The organism is Nocardia sp. NPDC050413 (assembly GCF_040655475.1).
Lineage (GTDB): Bacteria > Actinomycetota > Actinomycetes > Mycobacteriales > Mycobacteriaceae > Nocardia > Nocardia coubleae.
The window spans coordinates 203776-225641 of record NZ_JBFAJZ010000007.1; the positions used below are offsets into that span (position 1 = coordinate 203776).

Below are 21866 nucleotides of genomic sequence, written 5' to 3' on the forward strand. Positions count from 1 at the left end.
CGAGTCTCCTTATGCCTGGCGCCACGGCAGGCCGACGGCGCGCCAGCCGGTGCTGCCGCGCTGCCCGAACGCGTCGAGGCCGCCCTCGAAACCGTCGAGCACGTTGTAGGACGGGGTGATCCCCGCCGCGGTCGCCACCGTGGCCGCGTGCGCCGAGCGCTGACCCGAGCGACACAGGAACACCACGGGCGCGTCGGCCGGGCGGTCGGCGAGGACCTGTTCGAGCTGCTCACCGAAGCGGGGGTTGCGCGCGCCGGTGCCGTCGACCCATTCGATGAAGTGCGCGGGGCGCTCGATGGAGCTGGTGTCGGGGATGCCGATGTGGGCCCACTCGCCTTCGGTGCGCACGTCGACCAGCACCGCGTCGGGGTGCTCGGTCAGGATTTCCCACGCCTTCTCAGGGGTGATGTCGCCGGCGTAACTCATGTCGATCCTCCTGCGTGAATCCGCTCTTGCCGAGGCGGGGAGTCCGCTCACGGCCAGGTCGTCACCCGGAGCACCCCACCGCGGAGGAGGGTTGCCGACCAGCGAGCCGGGGCTTGACGCTGGTACTCATGACCTTGCGATCTGAGATTGCCCCGGCACTGGTCACCGTGTCAAACCCCTCAGGGGGTGCACACCAGCCAGGCGCCGTCGACCCGGGTGAGATTCCAGGTGCTCGACGTCGACTGCCCGCCCACCGAAACCGTGGCGTCGATCTTGGCCCGGTTGCCGTTGACGGTGGCGTTGGAAAAGCCCTTCTTGTCGATCGTCGCCGCTGATTCCGGGCCGCCGAGCCGTTCGGTGAGACCCGATTTCGCCTCGTCGAACCCGGGGCACGCCACCCCGGGCGGCGGACGCTGGTCGGTGCGCGAGCGCGCGTCGATATAGTTGGTGACGGCGGCCGCGAGCCGATCGGCCTCTGTGACATTTTTCTCAGCGGGTGCCAGGAGCCCGCCGACGACGATGCTGATGAGCACGACGACCGCGATCACCGCGGCCGCGACGAACGGGACGATGGACCGCTTGTCGGTCTGATCGACCTCGATGGGCTGATCGTCCGAGCCTGTTTGCTCCTCGCTCATGTGGTAATCCTGACAGACCCGGGCCGGGCAGCTACACCGCGCGCCGGGTTGCCGCAACACCGCAGCTAGAATCGCCTTGATTACGGCCTGCCGCCGACGAGGACGGCAGCGGCCGGTAGCCGGTTTCCGACTTAGCCTAAGCTAAGTTGACGCCGTCACATCGTTTCTCGACCAAAGGGTGCGCGTAGACAATGACCGAACAGACAGCGACTCGCCCGCTTCGCATCGCGATCGTGGGTGCGGGACCGGCCGGTATCTACGCCGCCGACGCCTTGATGAAGTCCGACGCCGAGGTCAGCATCGACCTCTACGAGCGCATGCCCGCGCCCTTCGGACTCATCCGCTACGGCGTCGCGCCTGATCACCCGCGCATCAAGGGCATCATCACCGCCCTGCACAAGGTGCTCGACAAGGATCAGGTGCGCCTGCTCGGCAACATCGACTACGGCACCGACATCACCCTCGACGACCTGCGTCAGTTCTACGACGCGGTGATCTTCTCCACCGGCGCCAACGCCGACCGCGCGCTGCCGATCCCCGGCATCGACCTCGACGGTTCCTACGGTGCCGCCGACTTCGTCTCCTGGTACGACGGGCACCCCGACGTGCCGCGTTCGTGGCCGCTGGATGCCGAGAAGGTCGCCGTGCTCGGTGTCGGCAACGTGGCCCTGGACGTGGCGCGCGTGCTGGCCAAGACCGGCGACGAGCTGCTGCCCACCGAGATCCCGCCGAACGTCTACAAGGGTCTCAAGGAGAACAAGGCCGTCGAGGTGCACGTCTTCGGGCGTCGCGGTCCCGCGCAGGCCAAGTTCACCCCCCTCGAGCTGCGCGAACTCGATCACTCGCCGACCATCGAGGTGATCGTCGACCCCGAGGACATCGACTACGACGAGGGTTCCGAGGCCGCGCGCCGCAACTCCAAGCAGGTCGACATGGTCGCCAACACCCTCGAGCAGTGGGCCATCCGCGACCAGGGCAATCGCCCGCACAAGCTGTTCCTGCACTTCTTCGAGTCGCCCGCCGAGATCGTCGGCGACGAGAACGGCCGGGTCGTCGGTCTCAAGACCGAGCGCACCCAGCTCGACGGCACCGGCAACGTCAAGGGCACCGGCGAGTTCAAGCAGTGGGACGTGCAGGCCGTCTACCGCGCTGTCGGCTACCTGTCGCAGAACATCAACCAGCTGCCGTTCGACGATCAGGCGGGCACCGTGCCGAATGAGGCCGGTCGCGTGATCGCCGACGAGAGCGCCGAGGGCGCGGCCCGCTTCATGCCCGCCACCTACGTCACCGGCTGGATCAAGCGTGGCCCCGTCGGCCTGATCGGCCACACCAAGGGCGACGCCAACGAGACCATCGCCTGCCTGCTCGACGACGCGAAGAACTTCACCCCCGCGCCGAAGCCCGAGCTGGACGCCGTCACCGAGTTCCTCGAGGGCAAGGGCATCCCGTTCACCACCTGGGCCGGCTGGTACCGCCTCGACGCCCACGAGCGCGCCCTCGGCGAGCCCGAAGGCCGCGAGCGCGTCAAGGTCGTGGAGCGCGAAGACATGCTCCGCGCCAGCGAGCCCCACAAGGCCTGACAGCGACGACAAGGCCGGTGGACGCGAGAGCAGAACCCTCGCCCACCGGCCTTTTCCGCGCGTACCCGCCTGTTTTCTCGGTCGAAGTCGGCCGATCCGCCTAGCTCGAGGCATCCTGTACAAGTGTTCGACGCGCATGTTCACATCATCGATCCGCGGTTTCCGCTGATCGAGAACGAGGGCTACCTGCCGGAGCCCTATACGATCGCGGCCTATCGAAAGCGGATGGCGCACTTCGATGTTCGCGGTGGAGCCGTTGTCAGCGCATCGTTCCAAGGCACCGATCAGACGTACCTGAAGGCCGCGCTGAGCGAGCTGGGCCCGGAGTGGGTCGGGGTGACCCGGTTGGATCTGGACGCCGGTGACGAGGAGATTCTCGATCTGGACCGGGCGGGCGTACGGGCCATCCGGTTCAACCTCAAGCGCGCCGCCGCCGACATCACCCAGATGACCTTGCAGGCCCTGCGCGCCCATGAACTGGCCGGATGGCACGTAGAGCTCTACATCGACGGCCAGATGCTCGCATCGTTGCAGCCGGTGATCTCCAAACTTCCCGCGCTGTCCATCGATCACCTCGGCATGTCCGCCGAGGGGCTGCCCTACCTGCTGGATCTGGTCGATCGCGGCGCGAGGGTGAAGGCCACCGGCTTCGGCCGGGTCGACATGGACGTGGCCGAAACGCTGCGCCGCATCCACACCGTGAACCCCCGCGCCCTGATGTTCGGCTCCGATCTACCCGGCACCCGGGCGGGCCGCCCGTTCGAGGACGCCGATATCGACCTGATCTGCCAGGTGGTCGGTGCCGACATGCACGCCGTACTCGAGGACAACGCCCGCGAGTGCTACCGCCTGCCCCCGGTACACAGGACCGAGACCGAACAGGTTGCGCACCACGACAACCCGACCCTGCCGATCCCCCGATCGGCTCTGCCCGGTGCGGGCGACGACAAGACCCGCCCGCTCCCGATCATCGAAAGACCCTGAGCCTCAGACGAACAGCGCCCCGGCCAGCCACACTCCGGACGCGACCAGCGCGCCGAACAGTTCGACGAGCATCGACAAGCCGACGCCCTTGAGCGCGTGCATCGTTGCGGGCCAAGCGGTTTCATGCGTCTTCAACCGCTGCAGTTCCGCCACGTACACGCCGAGCACGAACCCGATGAACAACCCGACCACGGGGATCACGAAGAAGCCGACGATGCCGAAGACGGCGCCGACGAGCAACGCCCGATTCGACACGCCCGCTTCGCGCATCCGGCGCCCCGGCCAGGTGTATTTCACGACGCCCGACAGGATCAGCGCCACCGAGGCGATGGCGAACACCGTCCAGGCGCCAGCACCGCCGGTGAGGAACGCCCACACCGCGACGGCCGCGAAGATCAGGATCACCCCGGGCAGGATGGGCACGATCACGCCGATGATGCCGACCAGAATGACGAGGCCGACGAGGACCTCACCCCATACGCTCACTGCCGGGTTCCTCCCATATCGCGCCGAGTCGCGCTTGGCGAATTCTCGCGCATGGTCTACCGGTGCCGCCACCCCGGCGCTATTGTCGGATTGTCAATACCGTTCGACGACGAATGAGGTCACCACGTGAGCACCACCGGTCAGGGCCCCCTCGCGGGCATCAAGGTCATCGAGCTGGCCGGGATCGGCCCGGGCCCGCACGCCGCCCTGCTACTGGCCGATCTCGGCGCCGACGTGGTGCGGGTGCAGCGGCGTGGACAGCTGCCCGGCTTCCTGGAACGCCCGCAGTGGCGCGGTCGCACCATCGTCGAAGCGAATCTGAAGGACCCCGCCGACGTGGCCAAGGTGCTCGACCTGGTCGAGAAGGCCGACGTACTGCTCGAGGGCTTCCGGCCCGGCGTCACCGAGCGGATGGGCCTCGGCCCCGACGACGCGCTCGCGCGCAACCCGCGCCTGATCTACGGCCGGATGACCGGGTGGGGCCAGTACGGTCCGATGGCCGATCGCGCGGGCCACGACATCAACTACATCTCGCTCACCGGCGTGCTCAACGCCATCGGGCGCAAGGGTGAGCGGCCGGTGCCGCCGCTGAACATGGTCGGCGACTTCGGCGGCGGTTCGATGTTCCTGGTGACCGGTGTGCTCGCCGCGCTCGTCGAGCGTGCGACCTCGGGCAAGGGGCAGGTGATCGATGCGGCGATGGTCGATGGGGCACTTGCCCTCTCGCACTTCGTGTGGGGCATGCGCGGCGTCGGCCTGTGGTCCGACGAGCGCGGTGAGAACCTGCTCGACACCGGGATGGCGTTCTACGACACCTACGAAACCGCCGACGGCAAGTACATGGCGGTCGGCGCGATCGAACCGCAGTTCTACGAGCAGCTGCTCGCCGGTCTCGGCATCGACCCGGAGGGCCTCCCCCAGCAGCTCGACCCGGACGGCCAGGAGCAGCTGCGCAAGCTGTTCACCGAGAAGTTCAAGAGCAAGACCCGCGACGAGTGGACCGCCATTTTCGAGGGCACCGATGCCTGCACCACCCCGGTGCTCACCTTCACCGAGGCCACGCAGAACGAGCACATCCGCGCCCGCGAAGGGCTGATCGAGATCGAGGAGGTGGCGCAGCACGCGCCCGCGCCGCGGTTCTCGCGCACCCAGGGTGGCACCCCGACACCCCCGCCGAGCGCGGCGACGCCGATCGAGGACGTCTGGGCTCAGTAGCAGGTGAGCGGCTGGAGTGGGTCGGCGGCGCGCGGCGTGAGCGCGGTGTAGGCGGCGGCGATCGACTTCACGGCCAGCCGCAGGTCGGCTTCGGGGTGCGTGAACGGCAGTCGGATGAACCGTTCGAACGCGCCCTGCACGCCGAAACGTGGTCCCGCGGCGAGCAATACACCGTGGTTGGGTGCGGTGGCGGCCAGTGCGGTCGACACCGGACTCGGCAGCTGCGCCCATACCGACATGCCACCCGCGCCGGGCGCTGTGTGCCAATCGGGTAGTTCCTCGGCCAGGGCCGCGAGCAGGGTGGCACGCTGGGCGCGCAGCTGGGCGCGGCGCCGGTCGAGGATGGGCTCGGCGTTCTCCAGCAGGTGGACGGTGGCCAGCTGGTCCATGACCGGGGTGCCGAGGTCGACGGTGGCGCGGATGCCGAGCAGCTTGGTGATGAGCGCCTGATTGGTGCGCACCCAGCCCACGCGCAGGCCGCCCCAGAACGACTTGGATGCCGAACCGATGGTGATGATCTCCGAGCCCTTCGCGAAAGCCGCGACGGGCGGCGGCATGTCGTCGTCGGAGAGGTTGAGGTCGCGCATCGACTCGTCGACGACGATGGTCATTCTGGTGTCGCGGGCGATGGCGGCGAGTTCGGCGCGGCCGTCGGCGTCGAGCAGCAGGCCGGTGGGGTTGTTGAAGTCCGGCACGAGGTAGGCCAGGCTGGCCGCGGTCTGCCGGGCGGTACTGCGCAGCCCTTCCAGATCCCAACCGGCACTGGGGAATTCGGGGCGCAGCGGCACCGGTATTGGGCGCGCGCCGACATCGCGGATCGCCTCGATCGCGTTCGGATAGGACGGATGGTCGATCAGGACGCGGGCGGCCGGAGAGGTGAGCACGTTGAGCAGCAGCCGAAGTCCATGTTGCGCACCGAGAGTCACCAGGATCTGGTCGGGTTCGGTGGGCAGGCCGCGCGCGGTGTAGCGGCGGGCCAGGGCCTCGCGCAGCGCGAGCACACCGACCGGGTCCATGCCGTGGGTGCCGAGGTAGGCCGGAATGCCTTGCAGTGCCACCGAATACGCGTCGTGCAGTTCCGGCGGTGCGGACATGGCGGCGTAGGTCATGTCGATGGTCGGTAGTTCCGGCTGCGCCATCAGCGCCATGATGCCGCGTGCCGGGCGGGCGCCGTCGTGCTGGATGCTCGGCGGCAGTGCGACCGTGCTGCGCGAACCCTGACGGCTGATGAGGTAGCCGTGCTCGCGCAACAGCGAGTAGGTGGAGGTGATGGTGGTGCGGCTGACGCCGAGGGTGGCCGCCAGATCACGCTCGCTCGGCAACGCGACACCGAGCGGGGCGCGGCCGTCGTGGATCAGCAGCCGGATGGCCTCGGCCAGCGCCAGGTAGGCGGGCCGGTGGGGGCGACGCTCGTCGCCGTCGGTCTCGGGGTCACGCCACCGGCCGAGGTCGCGGGCCAGGCCCGCCGCGCCGATCACTCTTGTCGCCATAAAGTCCAGTATTCCGTGAGTGGCTATTTTTTGACAAGGCCAGTGGGCGGATTCTTGGGATATGACCACCTTCCTCGCTCTCGCCGTTGCCCTCGCCGTGGGCTATGCCGTCTATCATTTCGCCCCCAAGGAGGGGGAGCTGCCGTTCTGGCCGTTCCAGGAATCGCCCCACGACCGGGCCTTCGGCACCTACGATGACCAGCGCCAATACCGCGATCTCGAAGCCCTTCGCAGCCGCGGCCATGACGAACCAGACCAGTTACCGGAAACTGGACTGGTTTCGAAGCCCGATAGTGGCCGTCTCGCCGCGTGAGCGGTGGGTCGGGCCGAAACCTGTCACCGGGGCGGCGCACACTGTGCTCATGAGTTCCGGAGCTGACTCGACACGGACCGGCACCGTGGTCGCGGCCCTCTTCGACACCGCCATCGGGCTGTGCGCCATCGCCTGGCGCGACGACACCGTCGTCCGGTTCGCGCTGCCCGAGGCCAGCGAGGAGCAGACGCTGGCCCACATCACCCGGCCCTTCGGCGGGCAACCGGTGGCCGAAGGCGAGCCCGGCCCCGCGATCGTCGCGGCGATCGCCGGCATCCGGGCCCACCTCGCCGGCACGGTCGACACGCTGCGCTGGATCGAGGTGGACCTGCCCGGCGTGCCCGAATTCCACCGCGCCGTCTACGCGGTGACCCGCGAGATCGACCCGGGCCGCACCCTCAGCTACGGCGACATCGCCATCCGGATCGGCGCACCCGGCTCCGCCCAAGCCGTCGGACAAGCCCTCGGCCGCAACCCGATCCCCCTCATCATCCCCTGCCATCGAGTGCTCGCCGCCGACCACGCACTGCACGGATTCTCCGCACCCGGCGGCATCGGCACCAAGGCGCGCCTGCTCGAAATCGAGCGCACACCGGGCTTCGGCGAACCCATGCTGTTCTGAGCGATGAATCGGGGCGGCCCGGACCGTCTGTTCCGAGGAGCCGGAGGGCGGGCGCGCAGGGTCGCGTACCGTCGCACTGCGGTGGTCAGCTATCGAGAGGGAACATCATGCAGACAGTCACGTCGGCCGACGGCACAACGATCGCTTACGACCGGGTCGGCGACGGGACCGCGGGGACGGTCATCCTGATCGGCGGCGCCTTCAGCTTCCGCAAGTTCAAGACCATGACCGAGCTCGCCCAGACTCTCGCCGATGACTACGACCTGACCGTACTCAACTACGACCGGCGCGGGCGCGGTGACAGCACCGACTCCCCCGGTGTGTACGACGTGGCCAACGAGATCGCCGACATCGCCGCGCTCGTCGAGGCGGCGGGCGGGAAGGCGGCGCTGTTCGGGTGGTCGTCGGGCGCGGCGCTTGCCCTGCTCGCGGCGCGTGAGATCCCCGGTGTCACCGGGGTGGTCGCGTTCGAACCGCCCTTCGTGGTCGATGCGAAACATCATGTGCCGCCGAAGGACCTGGAAACGAAGCTGCATCCGCTGATCGCGGAAGGCAAGCGCGACAAGACGGTTCGTTACTACATGACCAAGGCGATGGGCATGCCCGCGCTGATGGTCGCCGTGATGCGGGTGACGCCGTTCTGGAAACAGCTTGCGGCCACGTCGAATTCGACGGCGCACGACTGGGCCGTGATGAAGCCCTACATGCGCGGACAGAAACTCGACGCAGCCGAATGGAGCGGCATCTCCGTTCCGGTCCTCGTCCTCGCGGGCGAACGCACCGCCCCCCTGCTCACCAAGGGCGCGAAGGCGGCCGCCGAGGTGGTGCCGAACGCCGAGTTCGCCGAACTCCCCGGCGTGAGCCACAACCCGAAGATCTCTGTCCTCGCCCCCGCCATCGGCGAATTCCTCACGCGCGCAAGGTGATCAACCGGTCGCGTTGCCGGTAGCCGACACCACGATCGCCGCCTTGTCGACGCTCACCCCGCGCGTCAGGGCGGCGGTGGGTGGTCGCGGAAGAACTGGCAGGGATCGCCGGCGAGGTAGCCGTCCATGCAGGCGAAGTAGGTCTGTACGCAGGCGTTGCTGACGCAACCGGCCGTGTACAGCATTCCTCTGATGCGCTCGTTGCGCTGCTGGGACGGGGCGAGGGTCTCGGCGGGTGGCAGGGCGGTGGTGGACAGCACCGGTGACGCGCTCGGCGGCGGTGCAGGCGCCTCGGGCGTCGAACACCCGCTGAGCACGCCCACCGCGATTACCCCCGCCACCATCATCGTGCGCACCATCAACCACCTCCATCCGAACCATTCCCGACGCTACTCCCGCCCGCGGCGAGCACTACAGGTGCGCCGGAGAACGGGCACCTTGCTTCAGCTCTCCGCCGTCCCGCGGCAGGCGCCGCCGGCCTGAACTCGGACGGTTGATCCCCACGCTCTGGTGGCGTTCGGCTCTCGGGCGATGCCGCCACCAGAGCGTGGTGATCGACTGTCCAGCTCGCGACGGGGATGCTGCGCCGGTACGCGAGGGCGGTGTTCCCTGTAGAAGATCACGAAGGGCGGCGCTGGGGTGTCAGAGGGTGCGCCGTATCCGCTGCAGATGGCGTTTCGGCCTCCGTGCCTAATGGCCGGCGTGGGCCAATGGGGTGTCAGATGGTGGCACCGTAGCTGCTGCCTGCGATACCGCCTGCGACCGCACCGGCGGCCGCTGCCGGAATGCCGAGGACTGCGGCGCCCGCGGCCGCGCCGACACCCGCGCCGATCGCTGCGCCCGCACCGGTGGACGCGGCGGTGGCGGCGGCAGCCGTGCCGAGCGCGACCACGGCGCCGATACCTCCGGTGGGGACCGCCGACGCGGCGGCGATGATCGCGCCTGCGGTGCCGGTGGTGACCGCGCCGACCACGAAGCCGGCGCCCGCGCCGACAGCGGCACCGGCGAGTCCGCCGCCGACCGCGCCGACGGCGGCCGCCGGGACACCGGCGAGGGCGGCACCCGCGAGGGCACCGCCGACGGTCGCGGCGGCGATATTGTCGGAGCGGCTGGGGTTGATGCCGATGGAGCGGCCCTGGGTGGCGATGGCCGCTTCGACATCGGCGGCGGTGGTGTTCACACCGTCGAGGATCTCGGCCGGAAGTTCCTCCGGAGCCGGGGCGGTGAAGTCACCCACGCGCAGGGTGCGCGGCGGCGGGGCGATCGGGGCGACGGGCTCGACCGGTTCAGGGAGGTGCAGTTCCTCGATCACGACGGGCGGCGCAGGGGTGGTGTATTCGGGCACCGGCCGCGTTTCCTGCGGTTCGGGCGCCAGATAGGCCAGCGAATCAGGTCCCTCGAAATCCCCGAGACTGGAACGCCCCTCCTCGCCCGGCATGTTCACTCCCGGCTGCTCCGGCACCTCACCGGTCACACCCGGCTGCGGCACAGCGAGCGCCACACCCGCACAGGCCACCGCGACCGCCATCGGCAACACACCCGCGACCGCCCGAGCGCTCATCCGCCCCGTCGATCCCCACACACCAGCACACCGACGGACCACGTCGAACACCCACTCACACGCTAGAAGAAACCGGCACGTCCCCGCGCGCCGCAGCGACCATAGCGTTAGCCAGATGGATGCTCAAATCGATAGCGTGTCCGCATAGTCCGAGCGTGTCGGGGGTGGAGACGACAAAGCCCGGCGCCGCTGCTGCGACGCCGGGCTCGACGGCAGAACTACGCCAGCACGTCGTGCCGAACAATCGTCTGGTCACGACCCGGACCCACACCGATGCACGAAATCCGAGCACCCGAGAGCTCTTCCAGCCGAAGCACATACGCCTGCGCATTGGCCGGCAGATCCTCGAACGTGCGGGCGGCGGAGATGTCCTCCCACCAACCCGGCATCTCCTCGTAGATCGGCTTGGCGTGGTGGAACTCGGTCTGCGTGGTCGGCATCTGCTCGACCCGCTCGCCGTCGATCTCGTACGCCACGCAGATGGGCACCGTGTCCAGGCCGGACAGCACGTCCAGCTTGGTGAGGAAGTAGTCGGTGACGCCGTTGACGCGAGTGGCGTATCGGCTGATCACCGCGTCGAACCAACCGCAGCGGCGGGCGCGACCGGTGGTGACACCGACCTCGCCGCCGTTCTTGGCGAGGAACTCACCGAAGTTGTCGAACAGTTCGGTCGGGAAGGGGCCGGAGCCGACGCGGGTGGTGTAGCACTTGAGGATGCCGAGCACCGTGTCGATCTTGTTCGGGCCGATGCCCGAACCCACCGCGGCACCGCCTGCGGTCGGGTTCGAGGAGGTGACGAACGGGTAGGTGCCGTGGTCGACGTCGAGCAGGGTGCCCTGCGAGCCTTCCAGCAGCACGGTCTCGCCCCGTTCGAGCGCCAGGTTCAGCTCGAGGCGGGTGTCGGAGATGCGGTGCTTGAACGACTCGGCCTGCGCGAGCACCTCGTCCACCACCTGCTGCGGGTCCAGCGCGCGGCGGTTGTAGATCTTCACCAGCACCTGGTTCTTGAATTCCAGTGCGGCCTCGACCTTCTGGGTGAGGATCTTCTCGTCGAGCACATCCGCGACGCGCACGCCGACGCGGGCGACCTTGTCCTGGTAGCAGGGGCCGATGCCGCGACCGGTGGTGCCGATCTTGCGGTTGCCGAGGAAGCGTTCGGTGACCTTATCGATGGCCACGTGGTACGGCATGATCAGGTGCGCGTCGGCCGAGAGCAGCAGGCCGGAGGTGTCGACACCGCGCTCCTCGAGCCCGGCGAGTTCCTCGAGCAGCACACCGGGATCGACGACGACGCCGTTGCCGATGACGTTCTTCACACCGGGGGTGAGAATGCCGGACGGGATCAGGTGCAGCGCGAACTTGTCACCGTTGGGGAGCACCACCGTATGACCGGCGTTGTTGCCGCCCTGATAACGGACTACCCACTGCAACCGCTCACCGAGCAGATCGGTAGCTTTGCCCTTACCCTCGTCGCCCCACTGGGCGCCGATGAGGACGATAGCCGGCATTTCGGAGTCTCCTACAGATCGACAGCAGCACGCTTGTACTGCAGCTACCTGCCGTACTGAGGCGGTGGCCGGAGACACAGTCTAGCCGACGGCACTCGCGTGCCCTGTCCAGCGCCCCGACCCGCGCCCGGTGGGCGTGCCATCATCGGTTACGGTTACTTGCCGGCAGGGGGATTGCCGCGCTCATGGGCGACACACCGTCGACCCGACCGAGGAGGGTGTACCGCAGTTTGAGTACCCACGTTCTCCGATGTGGTGACCTGCCGGTCCCGATCGCTCTCGCCTCACTCCCCACCACGCAGACCGAGCGGTTACCCGATGTCGCCGTGATCGACGAGCTGCTGCCGGTGCTGGCCGCCGACAGCCTGCCACGCCTGATCGTGCTGGGCGACGACGCGGGCCTGGCGTCCGTGCTCACCCATCTGATGCGCACCGAACGGCTGCACGTGGAGATCGGCTACGTGCCGGTCGAGACCACCTATGCCTCGCGGGTCTATCAGACCGGCACCGGCAATGCGGCCGCCAAGACCGCGCTGGAAGGCCGGGCCGTCGAGACGCCGCTGATCCGCGACGACACGGGCACGGTGCTGGTGGGCCGGGCGAGCATCACCGGCGTCGAGGGCGCCAAGCTCGAGGGCGAGGCCTATGTCGACGACACCTTGCTGTTCACCGGCACGGTGACGACCATGCTGATCTCCCCGACGATGGCGATGCCGGGGGTGCGGGCACGGGTGCGCAAGGGTCTGCGCAAACGCGGCTGGGTCGGCGGGCGCGCAGCCCAGCTCGGCACGCCGGGTGCGATCGTGACCCGCGACGGGATCACCGCCGAACGCACCGTCCCCCGCTCGACCTTCTACCGTTTCGAACAACCCTGGCTGCTGGTGCGATGAGTTACTCCTTCCCGAGCACCCGTGGCGCGGTGCGCCCGAGTCCGGTCTTTCTGCTGATCGTGGCCGTCACCGTGCTCGGTGGCGCGCTGGCATGGGACGCCGATGTGTCCTCGGTGCGCGCCAAGGTCGGCGTGTTCGTGCTTGTGGTGTTCGGCTGGATCGTGAGTCTGTGCCTGCACGAATTCGCGCACGCCTATGTGGCATGGCGGGCCGGTGATCACGATGTGGAGGCGCGTGGTTATCTCACGCTGAATCCGCTGAAGTACAGCCATCCGGTGTTGTCGATCGTCTTACCGCTGCTGTTCATCGCGCTCGGTGGGATCGGTCTGCCGGGTGGTGCGGTTTACCTGGACACCACCCGATTCCGTTCTGGCATACAGCGTTTGGTGAGCGCGGTCGGCCCGTTCTCGAATCTGCTGTGCGCGATCGTGCTGCTGATCGTGATCCGTGCGATGGGCTCGGCCACCGAACACGCCGCCTTCTGGTTCGGACTGAGCTTCCTGGCGTTCCTGCAGCTCACAGCGTTTCTGCTGAACATTCTTCCGGTGCCGGGCCTCGACGGGTACGGGATCATCGAGCCGTCGCTGAGCTACCAGACGCGGCGCTCGCTCGACCAGTTCAAGCCGTACGGCATGTTGATTCTTTTCGCCGTCATCTTTTTCACCCCGCTCAGCCGGGTGTTCTTCGAGGCCGTGTACTTGCTGTTCGATGTTTCCGGCATCCCGCAGTATTGGGCGGGCAACGGCAGCCGGTTGACGCGCTTCTGGTACTGACGGCCTGGGTCAGTCCTCCGGTGGGACATACGGATTCGGCACGGTCGGTGGGAGCAGCGCGATCGCGGAGATGCGTTGCATTCCGCATACCACCATCAGGTCGACCACGATCGAACGAATCTGGGCGAACACCACATGCGCTGAAAGGCCCGCGCCCACAACGAGTTCCGGGCGGGCGTTCTTGGCGACGCTGCGCAGGCAGCGGGCCGCCTCGGCCTGGTCGGGCTGCTCACCCGGGTCGGCGAGCATCATCTTGCGCACCACGTCGGTGGCGCCGCCGAGCTGGCGGAGCAGGTCGATCAGGCGCGGATCGAGCACCTCGTCGTCGCGGACCAGGGTGAGCGAACGGCGCAGCAGCACACGGGTGTTGCGCACGGCATTGTCGAGCGGGTCGGCGGTGGCCCGGATGCGGGCGAGGCGTTTTCGCGAATTCCAGTACAGCGGGGAGATGCGGCTCACCTCGCGGCCACCCTCGAGCGCGGAGCGGAGTCCGTCGATCTGGCTCTGGGTGGCGCGCACAGCGGTGAGCGCGTCGTGCACCTTGTCCGCGCTCTGCTCGAGCAGACCGTCGGCGCACTCGGTCATGGATTTGCTCATCACATCCAGCACCTGTGCGGCGTGCTCACGCGCGCGCCGAACCGGATGCAGCGGGATGGCGGCCACCATCAACACACCGACGAGGCCACCGACGAGCGCGTCGATCATGCGGGACGGACCCGCGCCCGGAGCCTGGTTCAACGTGGAGACGAGCACGGCCGAACCCGCCGCCTGAATCGTCATGATGGCCCCGGAGTCGAGGAACACCGACACCGCCATCGCACCGCCGACGACCAGCGCCACCTGCCACACACCGGTGCCCACCTGGGCGATGAACAGGTCACCGATACCGATGCCGACCGCGACACCGACGACCAGTTCCACCGAGCGGCGGATCCGCGCGCCGAACGAGATGCCGATCGAAACCACGGCCGCCGTCGGGGCGAAGAACGGCTCGATATGGCCGATCACGTCGTGGGCGATGAACCAGGCCAGCGCGGCGCCCAGCGCGCACTGGATGATCGGGATCGCCGACAGCCGCAACCGCTCGACCGATTGCCGGAACCGGCCGACGGTACTCACCTTCGCGGCCGCTACGACGGGCGTAGCGACCTCGACGAACGGCCTGTGCTCGCTCACCTGCGAACCGGTGACCGGCTAGTCGAGACCGAGTTCGGTGGCGGCGTTGGGGTCGCAGTCCTCGAGCAGGTCGAGGCAGCGGGCGTATTCCTCGGTCTCACCGATCACCTGCGCGGCCCTGGCCAGCGCGCCGACGCTGCGCAGGAAACCCTGGTTGGGTTCGTGCGACCACGGCACCGGGCCGAAACCCTTCCAGCCGTTGCGGCGCAGCAGGTCGAGGCCGCGGTGGTAGCCGGTGCGGGCGAAGGCGTAGGCGGCGACGGTGTCGTGATCGACCTCGCCGTTGCTGCGCTCGAGCGCCGCCTCGGCGAGCTGGGCCCACGCGATCGACGCGGCCGGATGATCGGCGGCGACCTTCACGGGGTCGGTGCCCGCCGCGATGGCGTCTTCGGCGTCGATCAGTTCAGGGAGGAGGACCGGCTGCGGTCCGAGCAGGTCACCGAAGGAGGTCATGGGTTCATTGTGCACCGCCACGCCCACCCACCCCGCCACGGGTGATCGACGAACTCCCCCGCGCGCCGCGCATTAGGCTGGGCGGGAGTTCAACGTTCGAGCCTGAGCGAGGGGTACTAGGTGTCCGACCCGACCGACGAGAACAACCCAGCAGCCGAGGACCGTGGTCCCGGTGCGGCCGGGACACACCATGACGCCGACCCGTCGCCCGACGAGTCCGCCCGCCCGGGTTCCGAAGCGCCGAAATCGGTGCCGCACGCGGTGACCGAGCCGGAGCGCGCGACCGCCGGGACCTCGGAGACTGTTGTCATCCGGCGTAGTGAGCTGCCGGGCGATCAGGGTGCGGGGCGTTCTTATGGACCCGGGTTCCGACCTGCCGGTGGGACTGGTGCGCCGCAGGGCCCGGCCGGGCCGCGGGTGGGTGGTCCGCAGGGGCCCGGTTCTCAGCGTCCCGCCGGTCCGGGAAATCGTCCTCCCCAGGGTGGGAATCCGATGCCGCCGGGAGCGGGCAACGCGGCGGGCCGTGGTCCGAACAACCCCGGCGCTGCCGGGCGGCCGGGCGATGCGCCGGGGGCGAACGGTCCGGGTAGCGCTCCAGGGGCGAACGGTCCGGGAAGCGCGTCCGGGGCGGCTGGGCGTCCCGTGAACGGGCCCGGAGCTGGATCGGTCGGGCGACCAGCGAGTGGACCCTCGAACGATCGCCCGGGCGCACCCGGGTCCGGTGACCCCAGGGCTGCGGGCGGGCGACCGGGGAACGCACCAGGGCCGAACGGGCCCAACGCTTCTGGTGCACCCCAAGGGGGTCGGCCCGGGCCGCAGCAGGGGCCAGGACGTGCGGCGCCGGTCGCGCGGGCAACGAATGGGCCTGCCGCACAACGTCCTTCGGGCGAACAAGCAGGCGGTCGAGGTCGTCCCGGAGGCGTTGTCGAGAGTCAGCAGAGCTCTGCGGCTGGGGCACCAGCGAATCGGCCTGGTCAGGGTGGCCACCCCGGTGGCGGCGAGGGTGATACTCGCGGCGGTAGTGGTGTGGGCAGTGAGTTCGCCGGCGGTGCAGAGCGTGGAGCCGGATCGCAGCAGCGTGCTGACCGGCCGGCGAATGCGCCGGGTGCGGCCGCCGGCCGTGGCAGTGGGCAGGGCCCGGCTGCCGGGCAAGGACGCGAGCCGGGCGGAAACCAGGGCTCGGCCGCGGGCGGTTCGCCGTTGGCCGGGTTGTCGAAGGGGCTTCCCGGGGAATCAGCTGGCGGCGAAGGAGATTCGCGGGCACAGCCTGATTCGCCAGGCCTGGGTGGCGCCGATGCGCCGACTACCGCAATGCGGATCCCCGGACGCGGGGCGTCGGCGGCGGCGTCCGCCGATCAAGGCGAGCAGGGTGCGGCGGATGTGCCGACCGTCGGGATGGAGCCGGGCGATCGTCCGGCCGCCGGACGACAGGGCACGGCCGCAGCAGATGCGCGTGGATCTCGCCCGGGCACAAGCGATTCGATCGAATTCTCCGGTGCGCCCACCAGCCGAGACGCTTCCGCAGCAACCCGCGATGCTTCGTCGGGAACCCGAGATGACGCGCAGCACGTCGATCGCTCGGGGGTTGACGAGCAGCGCCCAATTGCGGACGAACGGGCCATAATCGCGAATACTCCGGATGCACAAGGTGATTCGCGCAGTGAGCAGGCTGCACGCGACATCGAGCGGGCTGGAGCAGCCGACGACCGTAGCGCGCGAGAAGAGTCGCGCGGCGAGAACGGCACGGGCGTCCGAGACGCCGAGTTCCGTGGCGCACCGGATGATTCGCGCGGTGAAGACGGCGGCGCCGACGCGGCGACCGCGCGGTTCGGGACCGCCAGGGCGGCTTCGCGTCTCGAGGACCAGGGTGGCGTCGACAGTGCGAACGACCCGCAAGCTGGTGCGAGCGGCGCGGACACCGGACAGGCTCGCACCGGCAGCGGGAACGATGCGGGGCAGCCTCGAACTGTTGGCTCTGAATCCGCAGTGCGTGAGGGTGATTCGCAGGGCTCGGATGCGACGGAGAAGTTCTCCACGAGTTCCGGGCAGCAGCGCGGTGATTCCCGGGCGCAGGACCAGACGGGCGGCAGCGGCGATAAAGCTCTCGGCGGTGCGGCTGGGGCTGCGGCCGCTGCGGCTGGAGCTGGGGCTGCCGCTGGGGTCGGCGGGTTGTCGAAGAAGGACGAGAATCCTGCTGGGGCAGGTGAATCCGGGTCGGAGGATCAGACCGTTGCTATGCGCGTGGTCAATCCCGCGGATGCACCTACCACCACTTTCCCGGTGCAGCGGGGGACGGATCGGGTTGTCGGTGGGCGGGCCGTGACGCCGCCGCCCAGCACGCCGCGCGGTCCTGCGGGGCCCAGGCAGGCAGGGCACCAGGGAGCGCAGGGGCCCGGTGTCGAGGATGTGCGCCCGTCGGGACCGCAGGGTGCGCGTGGGGCCGGGGCCGAAGACAGACGGCCATCCGCGCCCCAAGGACCCCAGGGGCCGGGCGCTCCCCGCGGACCGCAGGGAGCCGGCGTCGAAGACACACGACCGTCCGCGCCCCAAGGACCCCAGGGGCCGGGCGCTCCCCGCGGACCGCAGGGAGCCGGCGTCGAAGACACACGGCCATCCGCATCCCAAGGGCCGCGCGGACCGCAAGGACCGCAAGGACCGGGAGCGTCTCGCGGGCCTCAAGGACCATGGGCCGAAGACGCACGGCCATCGGCACCTCGAGGTCCGGGAGCTCCGCGCGGACTGCAAAAACCAGGGGCCGAGGAGACGCGCCCGTCTGCGCCCCAGGGTCCGCAAGGGGCAGGAGCGCCTCGCGGAACGCAAGGACCAGGGATCGAGGAGACCCGCCCGTCTGCGCCCCAGGGTCCGCAAGGTGCAGGAGCGCCTCGCGAACCGCAGGGAGCAGGGGTCGAGGAGACGCGCCCGTCGGCGCAGCAAGGTCCGCAGGGGGCGGGTATTGCTCGTGGCCAAGGGCCGGGGGCTCCTTCTCCTGCTGACATCCAGCCGACTCGGCCCGCGCATCACCTGGCGGACGGGCAGCGGCAGGTCGCACCTCCGCAGCGGATCGAGCCGGGTCAGCAAGGGGCCGCACCGCAGCAGCAGGCGGACGCCGGCGGGGCGGTTCGGTCGAAGCGGTTGGTGTTGGCGGCTGCGGGTGCGGCGGTGCTCGTCATCGCGTTGATCGTGGGCTTCGTGCTGATGACGACGGGTGACAATTCGCCGGAGGGACAGGTGCGGGCGGTGATCGGTGAGTACACCGACGCACTGCGCGAGGGTGATCTCGAAACCCTGCGGTCCACCACCTGCGGGCAGCTACACGACTTCTACCAGGGCATCAGTACCGAGCAGTTCCAGGGCGTGCATCAGCTCTCGACCGAGCAGGGGTCCATCCCGGTGGTCGACAGCGTGGACGCGGTGCGGATCACCGACGACACGGCGCTGGCCGAGGCCACGGTGTACACGGCGGCGGAGTCCAAGCGCACCGCACGCACCTTCGACCTGCAGAAGACCGACGGCAGCTGGAAGGTGTGCGACCCCACAGCGGCCCCCTGACCGGTTGGTGACCCGTCGTAGCGCCGGTCAGAGGTGCTATGACGGGTCACACATAACTGGTATCGGGCACTGTGCACCCAGTATCATTTTTCGGATCATGAGCACGGAACACACAACGTCGCAGCCGGACATCGATGCTGTGGTCCCGGAGGCGGCGCTGGTGGGCCAGCGCTTCGGATTCCGCGATCACTACGAGGTGGGGCGCGAGAAGATCCGCGAATTCGCCCGGGCGGTGCAGAACACGCACCTCGCGCACCAGAACGAGGTCGACGCCCGCAAACTCGGCTACGACGCGGTGATCGCACCGCCGACCTTCGCGTCGGTGATCGGGATGAGCGCCACCCGCGCCCTGCTCGACGGGGTACTCACGGAGTACGACCTCTCGCAAGTGCTGCAGACCGACCAGGTGTTCGAGATCTTCCGGCCGATGCTGGCAGGCGACCGGATCCGCACGGAGATCGAGATCGAGTCGATCCGCCAGTTCGCCGACAACGACTTCGTCAATGTCGGCTTCAAGTTGGTGAACCAGCACGACGAGGTGGCGGTACAGGGGACGACGACCATCGTCGCGCGCCGCGGCGTGGAGGTCGACCCGAATATCGTCGAGGCCGTCGAGAACATCAGCATGCACCCGCGTCCCGGCGACACCGGCATCGCCGACGACCTGCTGATCCGCCGCACCGGCCCCGCTCCCGCCGTACCGCCGCGCGAGTTCGTTCCCGTGCACACCGCCCCGGCGTTCGAATCGCTGACCAAGGGTATGGAGCTGCCGGTCGCCACCGCGCGCGTCACCCGCGGCGACCTCGCCAACTACGCGGGCGTCTCGGGCGACCCCAACCCGATCCACTTCAGCGACCGCGCCGCCGAACTGGCCGGCCTGCCGACCGTCGTCGCCCACGGCCTGCTCACCATGGGCCTGGCCGCCCAGTACCTCACGGACTGGCTGGGCGACCCGACCGCCATCGAGAAACTGGCCGTGCGCTTCTCCGGTTTCGTCCCGGTCCCACCGACCGCGGCGGGCGAGATCCAGTTCTCCGGCAAGATCAAGTCGATCGACACCGACCGCCGCGCGGCCACCGTTCTGCTGAGCGGAACCTCGGAGGGCCGCAAGCTCTTCGGCCGCGCCGCCGCGGAGATCCGCCTGACCTGACCGAAGCCGCACCGCGTAGCTGATACGCGGTGTCACATGTCGCTTACCTGTGTGTTGTCGTCCCGCAACACCCCGCGCGCACGCTTCGTTGATGGACGGGAATGTGCGGTTCATCGAGGTGCACGGATATCGGCGTGCGTATCGGATGGCCGGGACAGGCCCGCCGGTGCTGCTCATTCACGGCATCACCGACAGCTCCGGGACCTGGGCGCCCGTGTTCGACGCGCTCGCCGAGCACTACACAGTCATCGCACCCGACCTGCTCGGGCACGGTGAATCCGCCAAGCCGCGTGCCGATTACGCGGTGGCCGCCTATGCCAACGGCATGCGCGACCTGCTCAGCGTGCTCGGTGTCGAACGGATCACCGTGGTGGGGCACTCGCTCGGCGGTGGGGTCGCCCTGCAATTCGCCTACCAGTTCCCGGAGAAGGTGGAGCGGATCGCGCTGGTGTGCCCGGCGGGCATGGGTGCGGGCGTGCACCCGGCGTTCCGGCTGGCCACGATCGCGGGCGCCGGGCCCGCGCTGATGGCCATCACCAGCTGGCCGGTGCGCACGGCGGTGCGAGCCGTGATACCGCTGGTCACAGCCGTCGGTGGGCTGGGCCTCGGACCCGACGCCGAATACGTGCTCCGCCTCTACGGCGGCCTGGCCGAAGCCGGCGCCCGCAACGCCTTCCTCCGGACCATCCGCGCGGCAGCCGACCGGCGCGGGCAGACCATCACCATGCTCGATCGCGGTTATCTCGCCGCCCACCTGCCCACCCTGGTGATCGGTGGCACCCGCGACACCGTCATCCCCTCCGGGCACGCGAACCGCGCGCATCTGGCCTTCCCCGGCAGTCGCATCGAAATCTTCACCGGCGCAGGACATTTCCCGCACCATTTCGACCCGGACCGCTTCGTGGCCGTCATCAAGCGATTCATCGAGGAAACCGAACCGGCCGCCTACGATCCGCTGCGCTGGCAGCGCACCCTGCGCCGTGGCAGCCCCCTGGTCGCGCTGCCCACCCCCGAGCCGGATCCCCCGATGATGACCGAGCAGGGCTGATGCCCCGGCTACCATGCGGCCTATGAGTTACCCGCTACCGCCGCAGGGCTACTACCGCCCGCCGGACCACCCGGAGTCGACCCTCGTGCTGGTACTCGGGGTGATCGGGGTGTCGTTCTGCGGTCTCACCGCGCCGTTCGCCTGGCTGAAGGCCAAGTCGGCGCTGGCCGAGATCGACGCGTCCAACGGCACGATCGGCGGCCGTTCGCAGGTGTACGCGGGCTACATCATGGGCATCATCGGATCCGCGATGCTCGGCATCATGCTGCTGTTCATCGTGCTCGCGGTGGTGCTCATGGTGATCGGTGCGTCGGCGGACACATCCACCTACTGAGCTAGCATCCTGCGGGTGATCGAACCAGAGGCCGACGTCGCGGGACCAACCGAGTGGGGTGAACATCCACACGGTCTCGGCCCGTGGGAGCAGGAGTACGGCACGCCCGCACCCACCGACGACCGCTACGACCCGGTGCTGCTGGCCGAGGGCGACCGCCGCAATGTGGTCGACGCCTACCGCTACTGGACGCGCGAGGCGATCGTCGCCGACATCGACGCCCGCCGCTTCCCCTTCCACGTGGCCATCGAGAACTTCGGTCACGACGCCAATATCGGGACCGTGGTCCGCACCGCCAACGCCTTCGCCGCCGCCGCGGTGCACATCGTCGGCCGACGCCGCTGGAACCGCCGCGGCGCCATGGTCACCGACCGCTACCAGCACCTCGTCCACCACGCCGACCTCACCGAGCTGCGCGACTACGCCGCCCGCGAAGGACTCACCGTGGTGGCCGTCGACAATGTGCCCGGCTCGGTGCCGCTCGAAACCGCCCAGCTGCCACGCGACTGCCTCCTGCTGTTCGGCCAGGAGGGTCCCGGCGTGAGCGACGACGCGAAAGACGCTGCCGCCCTCACGGTTTCGATCTCCCAGTTCGGTTCGACCCGCAGCATCAACGCGGGCGTCGCGGCAGGCATCGCCATGCACACCTGGATCCGTCAGCACGCGGATCTGTCCCTGGCCTGGCCGATCACCTGAATCCCGCGCGTCACATCAGGTCTGCCACGCCACACCGGTCGCCACAGA

At 69.1% G+C, this 21866-nt stretch carries 22 protein-coding genes and 1 riboswitch; of the genes, 13 read left to right on the plus strand and 9 right to left on the minus strand.

Features of this window, described 5'->3' with window-relative positions; genetic code table 11:
- Positions 1-9: 9 nt before the first annotated feature.
- Together AB0I19_RS19215 and AB0I19_RS19220 are read right to left on the minus strand one after the other, a co-directional pair.
- On the minus strand, positions 10-426 hold the full coding sequence (locus tag AB0I19_RS19215; RefSeq protein WP_067642064.1) for a rhodanese-like domain-containing protein: 417 nt from the start codon (positions 424-426) through the stop codon (positions 10-12).
- Between the two features lie 17 nt (positions 427-443).
- Positions 444-560, minus strand: a riboswitch (SAM riboswitch).
- 45 nt (positions 561-605) lie between these two features.
- Entirely contained in the window at positions 606-1064 is a 459-nt protein-coding gene (locus AB0I19_RS19220; RefSeq protein ID WP_067484407.1) for a hypothetical protein, read from the minus strand.
- 191 nt (positions 1065-1255) lie between these two features.
- Here AB0I19_RS19220 and AB0I19_RS19225 point away from each other — a divergent pair, with 191 nt between their 5' ends.
- The gene (locus AB0I19_RS19225; RefSeq protein ID WP_357150368.1) at positions 1256-2644 is read left to right on the plus strand and encodes an FAD-dependent oxidoreductase; all 1389 of its coding nucleotides are present in this window, start codon (positions 1256-1258) and stop codon (positions 2642-2644) included.
- 123 nt (positions 2645-2767) lie between these two features.
- Positions 2768-3628: an amidohydrolase family protein gene (locus AB0I19_RS19230; RefSeq protein WP_357150369.1), complete on the plus strand. Its 861-nt coding sequence runs from the start codon at positions 2768-2770 to the stop codon at positions 3626-3628.
- Positions 3629-3631: 3 nt separating this feature from the next.
- Here the strand turns inward: AB0I19_RS19230 and AB0I19_RS19235 are convergent, their stop codons facing one another.
- Positions 3632-4114, minus strand: a complete 483-nt coding sequence (locus tag AB0I19_RS19235; RefSeq protein ID WP_067642066.1) for a DUF456 domain-containing protein — start codon at positions 4112-4114, stop codon at positions 3632-3634.
- Positions 4115-4240: 126 nt separating this feature from the next.
- On the opposite strand from AB0I19_RS19235, the gene AB0I19_RS19240 reads away from it, so the two are divergent.
- Entirely contained in the window at positions 4241-5329 is a 1089-nt protein-coding gene (locus AB0I19_RS19240; protein WP_357150370.1) for a CaiB/BaiF CoA-transferase family protein, read from the plus strand.
- Here the strand turns inward: AB0I19_RS19240 and AB0I19_RS19245 are convergent.
- Positions 5323-6819 carry a PLP-dependent aminotransferase family protein gene (locus AB0I19_RS19245; RefSeq protein WP_357150371.1) on the minus strand — a complete coding sequence of 499 codons (1497 nt, stop codon included), beginning with the start codon at positions 6817-6819 and terminating at the stop codon, positions 5323-5325. The genes AB0I19_RS19240 and AB0I19_RS19245 overlap by 7 nt on opposite strands.
- Before the next feature lie 61 nt (positions 6820-6880).
- On the opposite strand from AB0I19_RS19245, the gene AB0I19_RS19250 reads away from it, so the two are divergent.
- The 3 genes from AB0I19_RS19250 to AB0I19_RS19260 all read left to right on the plus strand — a co-directional run bounded on the left by AB0I19_RS19250 (position 6881) and on the right by AB0I19_RS19260 (position 8680).
- Positions 6881-7132, plus strand: coding sequence for a hypothetical protein (locus tag AB0I19_RS19250; protein ID WP_357150372.1), 252 nt, complete (start codon positions 6881-6883; stop codon positions 7130-7132).
- A 49-nt stretch (positions 7133-7181) separates the two neighbouring features.
- Positions 7182-7754 carry a methylated-DNA--[protein]-cysteine S-methyltransferase gene (locus AB0I19_RS19255; protein WP_357150373.1) on the plus strand — a complete coding sequence of 191 codons (573 nt, stop codon included), beginning with the start codon at positions 7182-7184 and terminating at the stop codon, positions 7752-7754.
- Positions 7755-7861: 107 nt separating this feature from the next.
- Complete coding sequence (locus AB0I19_RS19260) at positions 7862-8680, plus strand: alpha/beta hydrolase (protein WP_357150374.1); 819 nt, start codon at positions 7862-7864, stop codon at positions 8678-8680.
- 65 nt (positions 8681-8745) lie between these two features.
- On the opposite strand, the gene AB0I19_RS19265 is transcribed toward AB0I19_RS19260, so the two are convergent.
- From AB0I19_RS19265 to AB0I19_RS19275, 3 genes are all read right to left on the minus strand, one after another.
- A complete protein-coding gene (locus AB0I19_RS19265) occupies positions 8746-9039 on the minus strand; it encodes a hypothetical protein (RefSeq protein ID WP_357150375.1) in 294 nt (97 codons plus the stop codon).
- Positions 9040-9398: 359 nt separating this feature from the next.
- On the minus strand, positions 9399-10241 hold the full coding sequence (locus tag AB0I19_RS19270) for a hypothetical protein (RefSeq protein WP_357150376.1): 843 nt from the start codon (positions 10239-10241) through the stop codon (positions 9399-9401).
- A gap of 218 nt (positions 10242-10459) precedes the next feature.
- Positions 10460-11749 (minus strand): adenylosuccinate synthase, encoded by a 1290-nt coding sequence (locus tag AB0I19_RS19275; protein WP_067484365.1) that lies wholly within the window; start codon positions 11747-11749, stop codon positions 10460-10462.
- 230 nt (positions 11750-11979) lie between these two features.
- Between AB0I19_RS19275 and AB0I19_RS19280 the strand changes: the two genes are divergently transcribed.
- Positions 11980-12639 carry a hypothetical protein gene (locus AB0I19_RS19280; protein ID WP_357150377.1) on the plus strand — a complete coding sequence of 220 codons (660 nt, stop codon included), beginning with the start codon at positions 11980-11982 and terminating at the stop codon, positions 12637-12639.
- Positions 12636-13412, plus strand: coding sequence for a site-2 protease family protein (locus AB0I19_RS19285; protein ID WP_357150378.1), 777 nt, complete (start codon positions 12636-12638; stop codon positions 13410-13412). Before AB0I19_RS19280 ends, AB0I19_RS19285 begins: the two co-directional genes overlap by 4 nt.
- Before the next feature lie 9 nt (positions 13413-13421).
- Here the strand turns inward: AB0I19_RS19285 and AB0I19_RS19290 are convergent, their stop codons facing one another.
- Positions 13422-14531 carry an FUSC family protein gene (locus AB0I19_RS19290; RefSeq protein ID WP_243749823.1) on the minus strand — a complete coding sequence of 370 codons (1110 nt, stop codon included), beginning with the start codon at positions 14529-14531 and terminating at the stop codon, positions 13422-13424.
- A 75-nt stretch (positions 14532-14606) separates the two neighbouring features.
- Positions 14607-15041, minus strand: a complete 435-nt coding sequence (locus tag AB0I19_RS19295) for a DUF3151 domain-containing protein (protein ID WP_067642176.1) — start codon at positions 15039-15041, stop codon at positions 14607-14609.
- A 3135-nt stretch (positions 15042-18176) separates the two neighbouring features.
- On the opposite strand from AB0I19_RS19295, the gene AB0I19_RS19300 reads away from it, so the two are divergent.
- From AB0I19_RS19300 to AB0I19_RS19320, 5 genes are all read left to right on the plus strand, one after another.
- Positions 18177-18590 carry a hypothetical protein gene (locus AB0I19_RS19300; RefSeq protein ID WP_357150379.1) on the plus strand — a complete coding sequence of 138 codons (414 nt, stop codon included), beginning with the start codon at positions 18177-18179 and terminating at the stop codon, positions 18588-18590.
- A 97-nt stretch (positions 18591-18687) separates the two neighbouring features.
- The gene (locus tag AB0I19_RS19305; protein WP_357150380.1) at positions 18688-19740 is read left to right on the plus strand and encodes a fused (3R)-hydroxyacyl-ACP dehydratase subunits HadA/HadB; all 1053 of its coding nucleotides are present in this window, start codon (positions 18688-18690) and stop codon (positions 19738-19740) included.
- Between the two features lie 91 nt (positions 19741-19831).
- Entirely contained in the window at positions 19832-20788 is a 957-nt protein-coding gene (locus tag AB0I19_RS19310; RefSeq protein WP_357150381.1) for an alpha/beta fold hydrolase, read from the plus strand.
- A gap of 22 nt (positions 20789-20810) precedes the next feature.
- Entirely contained in the window at positions 20811-21122 is a 312-nt protein-coding gene (locus AB0I19_RS19315) for a DUF4190 domain-containing protein (protein WP_225278309.1), read from the plus strand.
- Between the two features lie 15 nt (positions 21123-21137).
- The gene (locus tag AB0I19_RS19320) at positions 21138-21818 is read left to right on the plus strand and encodes a TrmH family RNA methyltransferase (protein ID WP_357150382.1); all 681 of its coding nucleotides are present in this window, start codon (positions 21138-21140) and stop codon (positions 21816-21818) included.
- Positions 21819-21866: the final 48 nt, after the last annotated feature.